General features: G+C 62.3%; 14 protein-coding genes. 6 read left to right on the top strand and 8 right to left on the bottom strand.

The window, feature by feature from the left end:
* Nucleotides 1-45: 45 nt before the first annotated feature.
* Nucleotides 46-1,338, top strand: a complete 1,293-nt coding sequence (gene gbcA, locus RIN61_RS13400; RefSeq protein WP_313852313.1) for a glycine betaine monooxygenase oxygenase subunit — start codon at nt 46-48, stop codon at nt 1,336-1,338.
* Between the two features lie 48 nt (nt 1,339-1,386).
* On the opposite strand, the gene RIN61_RS13395 is transcribed toward gbcA, so the two are convergent.
* The 7 genes from RIN61_RS13395 to RIN61_RS13365 form a co-directional block, all read right to left on the bottom strand.
* Nucleotides 1,387-2,133, bottom strand: a complete 747-nt coding sequence (locus tag RIN61_RS13395) for an RHS repeat-associated core domain-containing protein (RefSeq protein WP_313852311.1) — start codon at nt 2,131-2,133, stop codon at nt 1,387-1,389.
* 776 nt (nt 2,134-2,909) lie between these two features.
* A complete protein-coding gene (etfB, locus tag RIN61_RS13390; protein ID WP_112251418.1) occupies nt 2,910-3,680 on the bottom strand; it encodes an electron transfer flavoprotein subunit beta in 771 nt (256 codons plus the stop codon).
* A gap of 10 nt (nt 3,681-3,690) precedes the next feature.
* A complete protein-coding gene (gene etfA / locus RIN61_RS13385; protein WP_313852308.1) occupies nt 3,691-4,923 on the bottom strand; it encodes an electron transfer flavoprotein subunit alpha in 1,233 nt (410 codons plus the stop codon).
* Entirely contained in the window at nt 4,923-6,875 is a 1,953-nt protein-coding gene (gene dgcB / locus RIN61_RS13380; protein WP_133969981.1) for a dimethylglycine demethylation protein DgcB, read from the bottom strand. Before dgcB ends, etfA begins: the two co-directional genes overlap by 1 nt.
* 187 nt (nt 6,876-7,062) lie before the next feature.
* On the bottom strand, nt 7,063-9,123 hold the full coding sequence (gene dgcA / locus RIN61_RS13375) for a dimethylglycine demethylation protein DgcA (protein ID WP_025337383.1): 2,061 nt from the start codon (nt 9,121-9,123) through the stop codon (nt 7,063-7,065).
* 15 nt (nt 9,124-9,138) lie between these two features.
* Entirely contained in the window at nt 9,139-9,669 is a 531-nt protein-coding gene (locus tag RIN61_RS13370; RefSeq protein WP_013970507.1) for a DUF5943 domain-containing protein, read from the bottom strand.
* Nucleotides 9,670-9,746: 77 nt separating this feature from the next.
* Nucleotides 9,747-10,724: a dipeptidase gene (locus tag RIN61_RS13365; protein WP_003257506.1), complete on the bottom strand. Its 978-nt coding sequence runs from the start codon at nt 10,722-10,724 to the stop codon at nt 9,747-9,749.
* Nucleotides 10,725-11,010: 286 nt separating this feature from the next.
* Here RIN61_RS13365 and RIN61_RS13360 point away from each other — a divergent pair, with 286 nt between their 5' ends.
* From RIN61_RS13360 to RIN61_RS13350, 3 genes are all read left to right on the top strand, one after another.
* Entirely contained in the window at nt 11,011-11,412 is a 402-nt protein-coding gene (locus RIN61_RS13360) for a lysozyme inhibitor LprI family protein (RefSeq protein ID WP_112251414.1), read from the top strand.
* A gap of 116 nt (nt 11,413-11,528) precedes the next feature.
* Nucleotides 11,529-12,245 carry a hypothetical protein gene (locus RIN61_RS13355; protein ID WP_313852304.1) on the top strand — a complete coding sequence of 239 codons (717 nt, stop codon included), beginning with the start codon at nt 11,529-11,531 and terminating at the stop codon, nt 12,243-12,245.
* A gap of 61 nt (nt 12,246-12,306) precedes the next feature.
* Nucleotides 12,307-12,858, top strand: a complete 552-nt coding sequence (locus RIN61_RS13350) for a hypothetical protein (RefSeq protein ID WP_112251410.1) — start codon at nt 12,307-12,309, stop codon at nt 12,856-12,858.
* Between the two features lie 98 nt (nt 12,859-12,956).
* Here the strand turns inward: RIN61_RS13350 and RIN61_RS13345 are convergent, their stop codons facing one another.
* The gene (locus RIN61_RS13345; RefSeq protein WP_112251408.1) at nt 12,957-13,901 is read right to left on the bottom strand and encodes a GlxA family transcriptional regulator; all 945 of its coding nucleotides are present in this window, start codon (nt 13,899-13,901) and stop codon (nt 12,957-12,959) included.
* Between the two features lie 145 nt (nt 13,902-14,046).
* On the opposite strand from RIN61_RS13345, the gene choX reads away from it, so the two are divergent.
* Together choX and RIN61_RS13335 are read left to right on the top strand one after the other, a co-directional pair.
* Nucleotides 14,047-14,991, top strand: a complete 945-nt coding sequence (gene choX, locus RIN61_RS13340; protein WP_215521038.1) for a choline ABC transporter substrate-binding protein — start codon at nt 14,047-14,049, stop codon at nt 14,989-14,991.
* Nucleotides 14,992-15,114: 123 nt separating this feature from the next.
* Nucleotides 15,115-15,999, top strand: coding sequence for a 3-dehydrocarnitine:acetyl-CoA trimethylamine transferase CdhC (locus RIN61_RS13335; protein ID WP_207878597.1), 885 nt, complete (start codon nt 15,115-15,117; stop codon nt 15,997-15,999).
* Nucleotides 16,000-16,009: the final 10 nt, after the last annotated feature.

Genomic DNA, 16,009 nt, shown 5'->3' with positions numbered 1-16,009 from the left:
ATTAGCCACCTTTTGCCGGCCGCACACGGCCCCGAGGAATACACGATGGACGTCACCGCAACCCTGAGCCTGGGCGATCCACTGGAACCTGCACGCAAGGCCACCGCCGAAATGCTGCAGACCCGCGAACGCACCTATTCGCTGCCCCAGCCTTTCTACACCGACGAGCGTCTGTTCCAGATCGACATGCAGGAGATCTTCCACAAGGAGTGGTTGATCGCCGGCATGACCTGCGAGATCCCGGCCAAGGGCAACTACATCACGCTGCAGATCGGCAAGAACCCGATCATCGTGGTGCGTGGCGCCGAAGGTAAGGTGCATGCCTTCCACAACGTCTGCCGCCACCGTGGTTCGCGCCTTTGCGTCAGCGAAAAGGGCAAAGTGGCCAAGCTGGTCTGCCCATACCACCAGTGGACTTACGAGCTGGATGGCCGCCTGCTGTTCGCCGGCACCGAAATGGGTGCCGACTTCGACATGAACCAGTATGGCCTGAAGCCGGTGAACGTGAAGGTCGCCGGCGGCTACATCTTCATCAGCCTGGCGGAAAACCCGCCTGCCATCGACGAGTTCCTGGCCACTCTGGACCACTACATGGAACCGTACGACATGGAAAACACCAAGGTGGCGGTACAGACCACCTTGATGGAAAAGGCCAACTGGAAGCTGGTACTGGAAAACAACCGCGAGTGCTACCACTGCAACGGTTCGCACCCGGAGCTGCTGCAAACCCTGCTGGAATGGGACGACACCAACGACCCACGCGCCAGCCAGGACTTCAAGGACCACGTGGCCGCCTCCGCTGCCGCCTGGGAAGCCGAGAAGATCCCGTACCTGCACAAGAGCCATGGCCTGCGTAACCGTATCGTGCGCATGCCGCTGCTCAAGGGCACCGTGTCGATGACCATGGACGGCAAGCAGGCCTGCCAGAAGCTGATGGGCCGCATCAAGAACCCGGACCTGGGCTCGATGCGCATCCTGCACCTGCCGCACTCCTGGAACCACTGCATGGGCGACCACATGATCGTGTTCACCGTGTGGCCGATCAGCGCCCAGGAAACCATGGTCACCACCAAGTGGCTGGTGCACAAGGACGCCGTGGAAGGCGTGGATTACAACCCGGAAAACATGCGCAAGGTGTGGGACGCCACCAACGACCAGGACCGTCGTCTGGCCGAAGAGAACCAGCGCGGGATCAACTCCACTGCTTACCAGCCAGGGCCGTACTCGAAGACTTATGAGTTTGGCGTGGTGAACTTCATTGACTGGTACAGCCAGCGAGTGTTGAACAACCTGGGGGCGGAGCCGGCGGCGTATTTGAAGGAAGTGCAGGCGCAGTAATACATACACACCCGCCATGCTTCGGCAGCAGGCCGAAGCATGGCGCTTTTACACCGCTGTATCTGGCCGCTGTGCGTCTGTACGCACATGATAAGCCATCGGTTGTATCGGATAGCGCCGTTCGGCAGACGACGTTGCCAACCCATAAAGCTCATAAGCTGACAGGGCCGTAGCAACTGAGGACATCCCAAAATCAACCCAGGCCAACCCCTCTGCCGCCGGTGTGAACAGCCGTCCGATAGCCGTGCCAATACTCATCGAGGCGATGACGCCTCCAGCGACCGAAAGCGCCTTATCCTGCTTAGTCCATGGTGCGACGGGTTGCTCTGCCGTGTTGTAAGTCAAAACCCCAGAGCGGCTTGCCGGGTAACCACTATTCAGGGCGAAGTCTCGCTCGACACGGTAGTTCCGGTACGCTTTCACGGCACTGATTGCCAGGTTGATCACCCCCGTGACGATGTTCCTGATCGGCGCCATGATGGCGGGGAAACGACCACTTGGGTCAACAAAGTTGACAGGGTCGCCTTGGCAGTAGGCATAAGCATTGAGCCCCCCCTTGCCGAACGGGCTTAACGCGTCAGGGCCAATGAACCGCCCCAGGCTCGGGCTGTAGACGCGGTGGCCATTGCCCAACGGGTAGCCATCCGTCACTGGATCACGATACTGACCACAGAACGCCAGCCCCGGCACAGCGGCAGCTGCCATGACGCCATAGGGTGAATAAGCTTTCACTTGAAAAGGAATGCCGCTCAAAACCGAATGCTGCCGATCGGTCCCCAACAAACGTCTGGCCATGATTTATCCACAATTAGGCGCTTTCGTGGATACGCTAACCAGCGCCTGCAAGTTTTGATACTGGCAAAAATATCAGGCCGTACATTGATCATTATTTGATCATAACGGCCAACGCGGTGTCATTCCTGGGCTACAGCGGAGTTCGTACACCTTGTCCACAGAGCCACCAACAGAGTTTGTGAGCAACCCATAAGTGTTTTGCGATCGCCCTGTTGATAAGTCACCCAAGAGCTTGATTTTCAGGCATTCCGGAGGATCCTGGCGGAATTGATCAATTTTTGAGCAAGTCTGTCAAACCCTTTCACTACGCCGCTTACAGGAGATACCGAACAGATTATCCACAGACCGGCTAACAGCGATTGTGGGCAAAATCAGGAGGGTGCTGCCGCGCGTTGCATGCGAAGGCAGGATAAGACTGATCGTTTTTTGATCAAAAGCTTGGAAACCCCGTCATACAAGGGCTGCGGCTATGCGCCAACACTTTATCCACATGTTGGCGAACAGATTTGGTGGGCAAAATACGCAGTGGTTCTGGATATTGAGTGGGAGCTAATGTGTTGGGTTGTCTGTAAGGGCCTCATCGCTGGCAAGCCAGGCTCCTACAGGGACTGCGCATGGCTTGAGGCAATGCGATCTATGTGGGAGCGGCCTTGTGTCGCGAAAGGGCTGCGTAGCAGCCCGGCAATTTCTGCGATATTGCAGAAACCTGGGGCCGCTATGCGGCCCTTTCGCGACACAAGGCCGCTCCCACAAAGAGTTACATGACGCTTCAGGCTCTAGCGCAGCACGCCCTCTTCCACCAGCAGCTTGAGGATGGCCTCGGCGCCTTCCTGAGGCGAAACATCCTTCAGCACCTTGCCACCGCCGCCACTGGCCTTGGCCGTCGCTGCCTTCATGCGGTCGGCGCCGCTCTTGGCCTTGATCACCTTAAGCCGCTTGGGCCGCGGGCGAGCTGGTTGCAGTTCGGCTTCGGCCAGCAGTTCATCTTCGACAATCGCTACGTTGCGCGCCGCCAGTACACCCCGGCGCGCCGGCCCGAAAGCGCTCTGGCGCGGCTTGGGCGCAGCGTTATCCACAGTCGCCAGCAACGGCAGGCGCACCTTCAGCCGACGCCGCTGACCACGCGGCAACGCCTGCAGCACCTGGGCGGTGTCGTTGTCGATCGACTCCACTTCAGCCAACCCGACAATCAGCGGCCAACCAAGCTTTTCCGCCAGCAGGAAGGGCAGCATGCCCGAGCCTTCGCCGGTTTCGGCCTGGCTGCCGGTCAGCACCAGCTGTGCCCCGGCGTCGCGCAGGTAATCGCCGAGGACGCCCAGTACGTCGGCACCGGCGGGCTGCTCCAGCACATCCAGATGGTCCAGGCCCATGCCCAGGTAGGCGCGCAGTGCTTCCTCCCGAGGGTCGCCGGCATGCACCACCTGCAAGTTATCTCCAGCCAGCTGCAAACCCAGCTCCACAGCGCGTGCATCCTGCTCGGCGCGGCGAGCGCGGCCCGAGCTGGGGTGGGCACCGATGGAAACCAGGCTGATCACTTTCGTACTCATGCTCGTGCCCTTATGCCGCGTCGCGCTGGCCGCCGCTGCGGTAGTTGTCCACAGCCTCGATCAGTGCCTGGAGAATCGCCGAACTGTCGCCAATCACCGACAGGTCAGCCCGTTTGATCATGTCGCAGCCCGGGTCCATGTTGATCGCCACCACCTTGTCGCAGGCACCGATGCCCTGCAGGTGCTGGATCGCGCCCGAGATACCCACAGCCACGTAGACCCGCGCGGTAACCCAGGTACCAGTGGCACCCACCTGGCGATTGCGCGGCATGAAGCCGTCATCCACCGCCACCCGCGAGGCGCCTTCGGTGGCACCCAGGGCCGCGGTGGCCCTGTGGTACAGGTCCCAGTCCTTGACGCCGTTGCCGCCCGAGACGATGAACTCGGCCTCGGCCATGGCAATGGTGGCCGGGTCCACGGCCACCGAACCAAGGTCTTCGATGCGCGACAGGCTGCGCGCCACGCTTGTGGACAACTCCACGGGCAGCGCTTCGTGACGGGTCTCGCTGACTGGCTCGGCGCACTCGGCCGCCGCCAGGATCAGGCGTGGTACGGCGCGCTGCAGGTCTTGCTGGCCGGCACCGGCACGGCCGATGCACTGGCCGTCCTTGACCTGCCAAACCCGCGTCGCCGGGCGCTCGCCCAGTGCCGCGCCCAGGCGCCGGCCCAGTTCGCCACCACCGGTGCGGCTGTCGGGCAGCAGCCAGTGACGTGGCGTGAACTGGTTATCCACAGCACGCAGGCCCTGCACCAGTTGCTCCGGTGCATAACCTTCGAAGGCTTCGCCCTCGATAACCAGCAGGCGGTCGACCCCGGCTGTGGAAAAGTTGCTTTCCTTGTGCTCGCCAAACACCACTGCCAGCACCGCACCGTCGCTGCCGGCCAGGCTGTGGGCCAGGCCGAGCAGGTCACGGTCATGGCTGCTCAGGCGGCCACCGACCATGTCCGGTACAACGGCGATGTAGAACGCCGGCGCCGGCACCTGGTGCAGCGGCAGCTTGACCTCCGCCGCCGCCGTGCGTCGCCCGCCCACAGCGGTGCCCTGCTGGGCGCCGCTGCGGTCGATGCGCTTGAGCCCGGCCGGGCCGATGAAACCCGCAGCAATCGCATGGGGGTTCTTGCGGATGAGGCCGTTGGGCCCCATCCAGCTGGTCTGCTGCGTCTGCATCGCTGCATGCAGCGGGTGCAGACGGTTACGGGCGATCCACTCGGCGCGCGGGTCGCGGCGGATAATGTCGCTCATCAGTGCACCTCCGCAGGTTCACGTTTGGCCGTTTGCGGCTTTGCGGTGGCCGGCGCATCCTCTTCGATCAATACGTCGGCAACCAGCTCGGCCAGGTCCTTGATCTGTGGGCGCGGTTCGACCACGCCTTCGAGCATCGCGGTGCACTGTGGGCAACCCACGGCCACCAGCTCGGCCTCGGTCTGGCGAATGTCGTCCATGCGCATGTCCGGGATACGCTGCTTGCCAGGGATATCGGTGATCGGCGCACCGCCGCCACCACCGCAGCAGCGGGAGCGGAAGCCCGAGCGCTCCATTTCGCGCACTTCGATGCCCAGCGCCTTGAGTACTTCACGCGGGGCTTCGTATTCGCCGTTGTAACGGCCCAGGTAGCAAGGGTCGTGGTAGGTGACGCTGCCACCCTTGTGCTGGCCCAGGTTGAGTTTTTTCGCTGCGATCAGTTCGGCGATGTAGGTGCTGTGGTGCTGCACCTGATAGTCGCCGCCCAGGGCACCATACTCGTTCTTCAGCACATGGAAGCTGTGCGGGTCGCAGGTGACGATGCGCTGGAACTTGTACTTGGCCAGTGTCTGGATATTGCGTTTGGCCAATTGCTGGAAGGTCGCTTCATCGCCCAGACGACGCGCCACGTCGCCGCTGTCGCGCTCTTCCAGGCCGAGCACGGCAAAGTCCACGCCAGAAGCCTTGAGCACTTTGACGAACGAGCGCAGGGTGCGCTGGTTGCGCATGTCGAACGCACCGTCACCGACCCAGAACAGCACTTCGGTGGATTTCACCTCCGACAGCAGTTGCAGGTTGAGGTCGGCGGCCCAGTTCATGCGCCCGCCAGGAGCGAAGCCGCCCGGGTTGTCGGTGGCGATCAGGTTGTCCAGCACTTCGGCGCCCTTGTTCGGGGTGGCGCCTTTTTCCAGGGTGAGGTGACGGCGCATGTCGACGATGGCATCGACGTGCTCGATCATCATCGGGCATTCCTCGACGCAGGCACGGCAGGTGGTGCACGACCACAGTGTTTCGGCGTCGACCAGGCCATTGACGATCGGCTGGTGCGGATGGCCGCCATGCTCACCGATCGGTTTGCCCGGGTATGGGCTGCCGGCGAACTGCGCGTCGGTGCCACCGGCCAGGCCGATGACCATGTCCTGAATGAGCTTTTTCGGGTTCAGCGGCTGGCCGGCAGCAAAGGCCGGGCACATGGCTTCGCATTTACCGCACTGTACGCAGGCGTCGAAGCCCAGCAGCTGGTTCCAGGTGAAGTCCACCGGCTTTTCCACGCCCAGCGGCGCGTTCGGGTCTTCCAGGTCCAGCGGCTTGAGGCCGGTGGAACGGCCGCCGCCGAAGCGTTCGGCGCGGCGGTGCCAGGCCAGGTGCAGGGCACCGGCGAAGGCGTGTTTCATCGGGCCGCCCCAGGTCATGCCGAAGAACAGCTCCGACACGCCCCACAGCACGCCCAGGCCGAGAATGCCCACCATCACCCAGCCGCCAGTATTGGCCGGCAGGATGCCGGCGACTGGCAAGGTGGCGATGAAGAAGCTCACGGCAAACGCCAGCAGGCTCTTCGGCAGGCGCATCCACGGGCCTTTGGACAGGCGCGAAGGCGGGTTGAGGCGGCGCTTGAAGACGAAGATGGCGCCGCTGAACATGATCACGGTGGCCACCAGCAACGCATAGCCAAGGATCTTGCTCTGCAGGCCGAAGCCGTGCACCAGAATCGCCAGCACGGCTGACAGCACGAAGCCGCCAGCGGTGGCCACGTGAGTCTTGGACATGTACTTGTCGCGTTCGACCACATGGTGCAAGTCCACCAGGTAGCGGCGCGGCATGGCCAGCAGGCCGCCGATCAGGTTGACCTTGGAAGGCCGGCCACGCCGCCACATGCGCACCCGGCGCAGGGCGCCGAGCACCGCCAGGCCAAGGGCAGCGAACAGCAGGATGGGTAGAAGGGTGTTCAACATGGGAGGCTCCCACAACAGCTGGATTCTTGCGCCACTCTCAAGGGCGGCGCGGACCCTGTGGGAGCGGGTTCACCCGCGAATGCGTCCGATCAGGCAACGATGTTGTCAGTGCTGACGCATTCGCGGGTAAACCCGCTCCCACAGGGGGCCAATCCCGCCCTCGGGGGCGGTGTTCATGCCAGTGCGATCAGAAGTCCTTGCACAGGCGCAAGGCGTCGTAGATCGCCGCATGCACGTTGCGCTGGGCCACGCAGTCGCCGATGCGGTACAGCAGGTAGCCTTCGCCCGGCTGGCTGAGGATCGGCTGTGGCTTGATGGCGAACAGTGCCTCCACGTCGATCTGGCCTTTGTTGCGCGAACCTTCCTTCAGTGCGTAGTACAGCTGCTCGTCAGGACGCACGCCGTTCTCTACAACCACCTGGTCGACCACGCGCTCTTCCTTGGCGCCGGTGTATTCGTTCTCCAGCACCGCCACCAGCTTGTCGCCTTCGCGGTAGACCTTTTCCAGCATCATGTCGCCGGTCATGATCACTTCTTTCGGGTACATGCTGCGGTAGTAGGTCGGGAACGTCGTACCGCCCATGGCCACACCCGGCTTGATGTCGTCGGTGACGATCTCGACCTGGCTGCCCTTGTCAGCGATGAAGTCCGCCACCGACATACCGGTGAACTCGCAGATGGTGTCGTACACCAGCACGTTCTTGCCCGGTGCAACCTTGCCGTCGAGCACATCCCAGCTGCTGACCACCAACCCTTCGGCGGCGCCCCAGTGCTCGTTCTGCTCCAGGAAGGAATGCCCACCCACCGCCAGCACGATGATGTCCGGGCGCAGGTCCTGGATGGCGGCCACGTCGGCAGCGGTGCCCAGGCGCAGGTCGACCTTCAGGCGCGCCAGCTCCAGCTGGTACCAGCGGGTGATACCGGCGATCTGGTCACGCTGCGGAGCCTTGGCGGCGATGGTGATCTGCCCGCCGATCTGCTCCTTTTTCTCGAACAGGGTCACGTCATGGCCGCGTTCGGCAGCCACGCGGGCCGCTTCCATGCCGGCCGGGCCGGCGCCAACCACCACCACCTTGCGCTTGGCGCCGGTGGTCTTCTCGATGATGTGCGGCACACCCATGTATTCACGGGAGGTCGCGGCGTTCTGGATGCACAGCACATCCAGGCCCTGGTATTGGCGGTCGATGCAGTAGTTGGCACCGACGCACTGCTTGATCTGGTCGATCTGGCCCATCTTGATCTTGGCGATCAGGTGCGGGTCGGCCATGTGCGCACGGGTCATGCCGACCATGTCCACGTAGCCGCCTTCGAGGATACGCGTGGCCTGGTTCGGGTCCTTGATGTTCTGCGCGTGCAGCACCGGGACCTTGACCACTTCCTTGATGCCGGCCGCCAGGTGCAGGAACGGCTCCGGCGGGTAGCTCATGTTCGGGATGACGTTGGCCAGGGTGTTGTGGGTGTCGCAACCCGAGCCGACCACGCCGATGAAGTCGAGCATGCCAGTGGCATCGTAGTAGGCGGCGATCTGCTTCATGTCCTCGTGGCTGAGGCCATCGGGGTGGAACTCGTCGCCACAGATACGCATGCCCACGCAGAAGTCGTCACCGACCTCGGCGCGCACAGCCTTCAGTACTTCCAGGCCGAACTTCATGCGGCCTTCGAAGGTGCCGCCCCATTCGTCGGTACGCTTGTTGACCCGCGGGCTCCAGAACTGGTCGATCATGTGCTGGTGCACGGCCGACAGTTCCACGCCGTCCAGGCCACCTTCCTTGGCGCGGCGGGCAGCTTGGGCGTAGTTGCCGATCACGCGCCAGATCTCTTCCACCTCGATGGTCTTGCAAGTGGCGCGGTGCACGGGTTCACGGATACCCGACGGCGACATCAGGGTCGGCCAGTTGAAACCGTCCCAGCGCGAGCGACGGCCCATGTGGGTAATCTGGATCATGATCTTGGCGCCATGCTTGTGCATGGCGTCGGCCAGGTTCTGGAAGTGCGGGATGATGCGGTCGGTCGACAGGTTGACCGACGCCCACCACTCCTGCGGGCTGTCGATGGCCACCACCGACGAACCGCCGCAGATCGCCAGGCCGATACCGCCCTTGGCCTTTTCTTCGTAGTACTTCACGTAGCGGTCGGTCGTCATGCCGCCGTCAGTGGCGTAGACCTCCGCGTGCGCGGTGCTGAGCACACGGTTGCGGATGGTCAGTTTGCCGATCTGGATCGGCTGGAACATTGCTTCGAATGCCATGACGCTATCTCCGGCTTACAACGGCTTTGTAACGAACAGGCCATCTTCGTGGCCTTCTTCCGACCCGCCATAGACCTGTTCGGCCACGGTGCGGATCGAGCTGCCGCGGGCAGCGAGAATCTGGTCCATGGCGCCGGCGAACCAGCCGGTGAACATGTAGTCGACCTTGCGGCCGCACTTGCCATAGACGTACACGAACGCAGAGTGCTTGAGCTTGACGCTGCAGGTGCCCTTGTCGAGGTCGATGTCCTGGATTTCGAACAGGCCCCAGCCACGCTGGCTCAGGCGCTTCATGTAGTGCTCGAACACCGCCACGCCTTCCAGGCCGTGGCACTCGGCTTCTTTTTCACACCAGTGCCAGGCGGACTTGTAGCCGGCCTTGTAGAGAATCTCGGCGTACTTGTCAGCGCCCAGGACTTCTTCGATACCCATGTGGTTGTTGACGAAGAAATGGCGCGGCACATACAGCATCGGCAAGGCGTCGCTGGTCCAGACACCGGTCTCGCTGTCTACTTCGATTGGCAATTGCGGGGCGATCTTGGCCATGGAAACTCAACTCCATAAAATTTTTTATTGGGATGCCCCGGCGTTGCTGGCAGGGGCTTTCAGGCTTGGAGAGCGGCTTACTCGCCCCACACGTCCTTGAGGACGTTGACCCAGTTCTCACCCATGATCTTGCGCACCACGCGCTCGGAGTGGCCGCGCTTGAGCAAGGTTTCGGTGAGGTTGGGGAATTCGCCCACGGTGCGGATGCCCAGCGGGTTGATGATCTTGCCGAAGTTGGTCAGGCGACGGGCGTAACCCTTGTCATGGGTCAGGTACTCGAAGAAGTCCTGGCCGTGGCCCTGGGTGAAGTCGGTACCGATACCGATGGCGTCTTCACCGACGATGTTCATGGTGTACTCGATGGCTTCGGCGTAGTCGTCGATGGTCGAGTCGATGCCCTTGGCCAGGAACGGCGCGAACATGGTCACGCCGACGAAGCCGCCGTGGTCGGCGATGAACTTCAGCTCTTCGTCCGACTTGTTGCGCGGGTGCTCTTTCAGGCCAGATGGCAGGCAGTGTGAATAGCAGACCGGCTTTTTCGACTCGAGGATGACTTCTTCGGAGGTCTTGGAGCCTACGTGGGACAAGTCGCACATGATGCCGACGCGGTTCATTTCGGCAACGATCTCGCGGCCGAAGCCCGACAGGCCGCCGTCACGCTCGTAGCAGCCGGTGCCGACCAGGTTCTGGGTGTTGTAGCACATCTGCACGATGCCCACGCCCAGCTGCTTGAACACGTCGACGTAGGCGATCTGGTCTTCGAAGGCATGGGCGTTCTGGAAGCCGAAGAGGATACCGGTCTTGCCCAGCTCCTTGGCCTTGCGGATGTCGGCAGTGGTGCGTACCGGCATCACCAGGTCGCTGTTGTCGCGGATCAGCTTCTGGCTGGCGGCGATATTGTCGACAGTTGCCTTGAAGCCTTCCCAGACCGATACCGTGCAGTTGGCCGCAGTCAAACCGCCTTTGCGCATGTCCTCGAACAGCTCGCGGTTCCATTTGGCAATGATCAGGCCGTCGATGACGATGCTGTCGGCGTGAAGTTCGGCTGGGCTCATCAGGCTGTCCCCTTTTATTGAATGGGTTTGCGCCAAACCTTGTGTCGGCGCTTTGGGGCCAGCATATGCCTGTGCCCAAAGGCGCCCCGATGCAAAAACGACAGGGGGTTTGCCGAAAGCGTCAATGCGCGACATCGCGCCCTCTGGCACGCCGTCTGGCGATGAGAGACAGTCTCGATAACGACATTTCCGGCCGTTTCATGAACATTTCTTCAGGGAGCTATCGTCTTGTCTGCGGCTGAGCGAGAATCCAGCCAATTCGTCAGCCTTGTTGAGGAGAAAACGGATGAAATCAATGGCATGGCTGGTATTACTGGCTGTGGTATCGGGCGCCCAGGCCGGCGAGGAGGAAAGCACCCCGTGCGACAACGTTGAGAGCGACCAGCAGACATTCGCTTGCGCGGCGTTCAACAAGCAGACGGCCGAGCGTGAACTGAAATCCGCGTATGACGACCTGATCCAGCGCATTCGCGACCAGTACGCCGACGAAGGCGACAAGGCTGCGGCCTTGGCCGGGCGCATGGAGGCGGCCGAGAAACTTTGGACGCAACTGCGCGATGCCGACTGCAAGGTCGAAACCTACGCCGAGAAGCCCGGCAGCAAGGCGTTCGAAGCGGCGTGGAACACCTGCGTGGCACAGCGCAGCGATGATCGCTCGGAGTACCTGCAGTCCATCGGCCAGCAGTAGGGGGACTTCCTCCGCAGGAAAGGCTTTCGGCTTATCTGTCTTGACGCCCCGAACCAAAGTACGTCCCAGGCGCCTCGCCCGAGGCGCCGATGATGAACTTGATCGGAAACCAAGACATGACCACCACTATCAGCAAGACCGACATGAACAGCGCCATCGCCGCCCTGAAGAAAGAAGGCGAAGAACGCGCCGTCATGGTTGCCAACACCGTCTGCATCTTTGCCCCTGATGTGCCCGCCAGCGTTGCCGAAGATGTGCTTGATGGCATGCGCCTGATGAACCTGTCGGCGAACAAGAAGTTCGACAAGGAAACCCAGCAGCGCGAGTGGTACAACTTCTACAACGACGGCCTGGGCAAGTTCGGCTGGACGCTGACCGGCGCCGCCCATGTCGAGGAAGCTATCGACAAGGACACCCACACGCTGGCCACCCTGGTGCCTCAGATCGTCACCGTCCAGATCGGCGCCAGCCACCGCCTGAGCCGCTGTGTAAAACGCTCCTTCGAAGTGATCGTGAAAACACCGAAGGCGCAGCAACTGCTTGAAGAAAGCAGCGTGAGCGTTTCGGGCAAATCCAGCACCATTCAGATTTCGGCTTGCGAGATGACACCTCAAGGCCTGCCGATCATGCACATGACCAGCGTTCAGCTGAGCTATGACAAGGCCGAGAAAACCGCAGGGTCCGCTGGCCGCATCATCGACAAGTCGAACACCCGGGTATATCGGGCCTCGCAACAGGGCTCGTTCAGTGTTCGCCACTTCGCCGCCATGCGCGAAGCCGTCAGGCTGAAGCTGGCCAGCCAGGCGTTCGACATCCTGGCGCTGGACATCTGACCTGGACCTGGCGCCGCCCTGCGGCGCCAGGCCCCCCTCCTCCTGCCGCGAGGCCAGAAGCATGCCCACCAAACCTGCCGACCAACCCTGGGAAGACCTTCATGCCTGCCTGCGCCTGGCGCAACTGGAGGCCAACCAGGTTCACGATCGCCAACAGGATGGCCAGCGCTGGTTCAGCCGTTTTCTGCAGGGCCTGGAAGACAGCGGTGTCAAACTGATCGAACGGACGACGAAAAGCCTAGACTACGTACCCACGGATGCCGTGTTCGAAGACGTCTTCAGCGGCTGGATTCCAGCGCCCCAGAGGCGCAACCTCAAATTCGAGCGGGCTGCCAAGGACATACTCCATGGCTTGCAACAGCCAGACCTCGCCCTGCTGCGCAGCACCTCGGCCAGCTCGCACCTGCGCATCGAATTTGACCTGGATGACAGCGGTAGCCCGGTAGCGATCGTCTTTAACCTTTGCTGTTCGACCGACCCGGATACCCCGCGGACGCGCCTTGCCCTGCAGCTGGACCACATGGGCGCGAAGCTCGACGCCCGGGCTTTCGAGATGCGGCGAGAACAGGTCGAAAAACGCCTCCAGGCGCTATCCGATCTCGATCAGTTCTAGCCAGGCGGCATTGCACGCTGCGCGGGGTCCCACCTCGTCTAACCAAACAGGTTTTCCAGTAACGCGAGAGTTGAACCTCGAAGACTAACGAGGACCAGTCACACCACTCGGACCAACCGATCCTCCCGCGGACACCGCTCGAACCGTGCCCGGTAACTCCGTGTGAAATACGACGCCGACTCGAACCCGCACGCCACCGCCACCTCCAGCACACTCATGTCGGTCTGGCGCAATAGCTGCCGAGCCTTGTCCAGTCGCAATCGCAGATAGAAGCCACTGGGCGTGTCGTCCAGATGCAAGCGGAACAGGCGCTCCAGCTGCCGCCGGGTCACCTGCACTGCATCGGCCAGCACCTGGGTATTGAGCGGCTGCTCGATATTTCGCTCCATCTCGCCGATCACCTTCACGAGCTTCTTGTTGCTGATGCCGTAACGGCTGGCGATCTGCATGCGCTGGTGGTCCTGGCGTTGGCGAATGCGCCCGAGCACGAACTGCTCGGATACCTGCACAGCCAGCTCGCTGCCATGGGCCTGGCCGATCAGGTCAAGCATCAGGTCGATTGACGCGGTACCGCCTGCGCAGGTAATGCGCCGCCGATCGATCTCGAATAGCTCCTGGGTCACCTGCAAGCGTGGATAGCGCTCCTTGAATGCCTCCAGCGCCTCCCAGTGCACGGTGGCGCGGTGGCCGTCGAGCAGGCCGGCCTCGGCCAGCACCACCGCGCCGGTATCGATGCCACCCAGAACAACTCCCTCATGGTCCAGGCGGCGTAGCGCCTGCTGCAGTGCCGGCCCGTAACAGGCCAACGGCTCGAAGCCCGCGACGATCAGCAGGATGCCGCCAGGTTCGCCCGCCGCCAGCGCTGCATCGGCGTTTACCGACATGCCATTGCTGGCCAGCACCGGCCCGCCGTCCAGGCTCAACACCTGCCAGCGATACAACGGGCCCTTGAAACGATTGGCCACCCGCAGTGGTTCCAGAGCACTGATGAAACCCATGGCCGAGAAACCGGGTAACAACAGGAAATGAATGATTTGCGGCATTGCATGCTCCACGGCAAAGGTGGTCGCCTCCGTGCAAATGTTGGTCGCCAGGGTGCGATTTACCACCCTGGCAGCAGCGTAGCGTGTTCACACGGCCCAGAGAGGCCGGCCCCTATAAAAAATGCCCTGCCGATGGAGAGCCACCATGCAACGCTTGATCCGCCGCAGCCTGTTATCCGTAGCCCTGACCACTATCGTCGCTTCCCCGCTGTATGCCGCGGAACCCGCGGCCTGCAAGAACGTCCGTCTGGGCGTGGTCAACTGGACCGATGTCATCGCCACCAGCGCCATGGCGCAGGTGCTGCTCGATGGCCTTGGCTACCAGACCAAGCAGACCAGCGCTTCGCAGCAGATCATCTTCGCCGGCATCCGCGACAAACGCCTGGACATGTTCCTGGGTTACTGGAACCCGATCATGACCCAGACCATCACTCCGTTCGTCGACGCCAAACAAGTCAAGGTACTCGACAAACCCAGCCTGGAAGACGCCCGTGCCACCCTGGCGGTGCCCAAGTACCTGGCCGACAAGGGCCTGAAGACGTTCGCCGATATTCACAAGTTCGAAAAGGAACTGGGCGGGAAAATCTACGGCATCGAACCAGGCTCCGGCGCCAACACCCAGATCAAGGCGATGATCACCAAGAACCAGTTTGGCCTTGGCAAGTTCCAGCTGGTCGAATCCAGCGAGGCCGGCATGCTCGCCGCCGTCGACCGCGCGGTGCGGCGCAACGAAGCTGTGGTGTTCTTTGGCTGGGCACCGCACCCGATGAACGTGAATATCGACATGGTCTATCTGGGCGACAGCCAGGACGCCCTGGGCCCTGACGAAGGCCGCGCGACAGTGTGGACGGTGACTGCGCCGGACTATGCCGAACGCTGCCCCAACGCCCACCGCCTGCTGGCCAACCTGAACTTCAGCGCCGAGGACGAGAGCCGCATGATGCAGCCGCTGCTCGACCACAAGGACGCGCTGGAATCGGCCCGCCAGTGGCTCAAGGACCACCCCGAGGACAAGGCCCGCTGGCTGGAGGGTGTGACCACCTTCGATGGCAAGCCGGCTGCGGACAACCTCAAGCTCACTGCCAACTGACAGGGCCCCTTCGCAGCACAAGGCTGCTCCTACAGGTACAGCGCAAAGCTCAGGGTCACTGCTGACCCTGTGGGAGCGGGTTCACCCGCGAAAAGGTCACCAGACACTACAAGGAACACCGCCATGAACCACGACGTCATCATCACCTGCGCCCTCACCGGCGCTGGCGACACCGCCTCGAAAAGCCACCTTGTTCCAGTCACCCCCAAGCAGATCGCCGAGTCTGCCGTAGAGGCCGCCAAAGCCGGCGCCACCGTAGTCCACTGCCACGTGCGCGACCCGCAAACCGGCCGCTTCAGCCGTGACGTGGCGCTGTATCGCGAAGTCATGGAACGCATCCGCGAAGCTGACGTGGACATCATCGTCAACCTTACCGCCGGTATGGGTGGCGACCTGGAAATCGGCCCGGGTGAAACACCACTGGAATTCGGCCCGGGCACCGACCTGATCGGCCCACTGGAACGTCTGGCCCATGTCGAAGCGCTGCTGCCGGAAATTTGCACCCTCGACTGCGGCACCCTCAATTTCGGCGATGGCAACTCGATCTACGTCTCTACCCCGGCGCAACTGCGCGCCGGTGCCAAGCGCATCACCGAGCTGGGAGTGAAAGCCGAGCTGGAAATCTTCGACACCGGCCACCTTTGGTTCGCCAAGCAGATGATCAAGGAAGGCCTGCTCAACGACCCGCTGTTCCAGCTGTGCCTGGGCATCCCGTGGGGTGCGCCGGCCGATACCACCACCATGAAGGCCATGGTCGACAACCTGCCAGCCAACGTCACCTGGGCCGGCTTCGGCATTGGCCGCATGCAGATGCCGATGGCCGCCCAAGCGGTGCTGCTGGGTGGCAACGTGCGGGTGGGCCTGGAAGACAACCTGTACCTGGACCGTGGCGTACTGGCCAGCAACGGTCAGCTGGTCGAGCGGGCGGCAGAGATCATCACCCGCATGGGTGGCCGCGTGCTCAGCCCGGCAGAAGGCCGGGAAAAAATGAACCTCAAGCGCCGCTGATTCCCTTTCA

Source organism: Pseudomonas inefficax (genome assembly GCF_032164165.1).
Lineage (GTDB): Bacteria > Pseudomonadota > Gammaproteobacteria > Pseudomonadales > Pseudomonadaceae > Aquipseudomonas > Aquipseudomonas inefficax.
Note: the sequence above shows the minus strand (reverse complement) of the source record. Positions and strands in the feature narration are given on the sequence as shown.

Coding starts and splice junctions, on each gene's coding strand:
- gbcA (WP_313852313.1), top strand. CDS start 46: ATGGACGTCACCGCAACCCTGAGCCTGGGCGATCCACTGGAACCTGCA.
- RIN61_RS13395 (WP_313852311.1), bottom strand. CDS start 2,133: ATGGCCAGACGTTTGTTGGGGACCGATCGGCAGCATTCGGTTTTGAGC.
- etfB (WP_112251418.1), bottom strand. CDS start 3,680: ATGAGTACGAAAGTGATCAGCCTGGTTTCCATCGGTGCCCACCCCAGC.
- etfA (WP_313852308.1), bottom strand. CDS start 4,923: ATGAGCGACATTATCCGCCGCGACCCGCGCGCCGAGTGGATCGCCCGT.
- dgcB (WP_133969981.1), bottom strand. CDS start 6,875: ATGTTGAACACCCTTCTACCCATCCTGCTGTTCGCTGCCCTTGGCCTG.
- dgcA (WP_025337383.1), bottom strand. CDS start 9,123: ATGGCATTCGAAGCAATGTTCCAGCCGATCCAGATCGGCAAACTGACC.
- RIN61_RS13370 (WP_013970507.1), bottom strand. CDS start 9,669: ATGGCCAAGATCGCCCCGCAATTGCCAATCGAAGTAGACAGCGAGACC.
- RIN61_RS13365 (WP_003257506.1), bottom strand. CDS start 10,724: ATGAGCCCAGCCGAACTTCACGCCGACAGCATCGTCATCGACGGCCTG.
- RIN61_RS13360 (WP_112251414.1), top strand. CDS start 11,011: ATGAAATCAATGGCATGGCTGGTATTACTGGCTGTGGTATCGGGCGCC.
- RIN61_RS13355 (WP_313852304.1), top strand. CDS start 11,529: ATGACCACCACTATCAGCAAGACCGACATGAACAGCGCCATCGCCGCC.
- RIN61_RS13350 (WP_112251410.1), top strand. CDS start 12,307: ATGCCCACCAAACCTGCCGACCAACCCTGGGAAGACCTTCATGCCTGC.
- RIN61_RS13345 (WP_112251408.1), bottom strand. CDS start 13,901: ATGCCGCAAATCATTCATTTCCTGTTGTTACCCGGTTTCTCGGCCATG.
- choX (WP_215521038.1), top strand. CDS start 14,047: ATGCAACGCTTGATCCGCCGCAGCCTGTTATCCGTAGCCCTGACCACT.
- RIN61_RS13335 (WP_207878597.1), top strand. CDS start 15,115: ATGAACCACGACGTCATCATCACCTGCGCCCTCACCGGCGCTGGCGAC.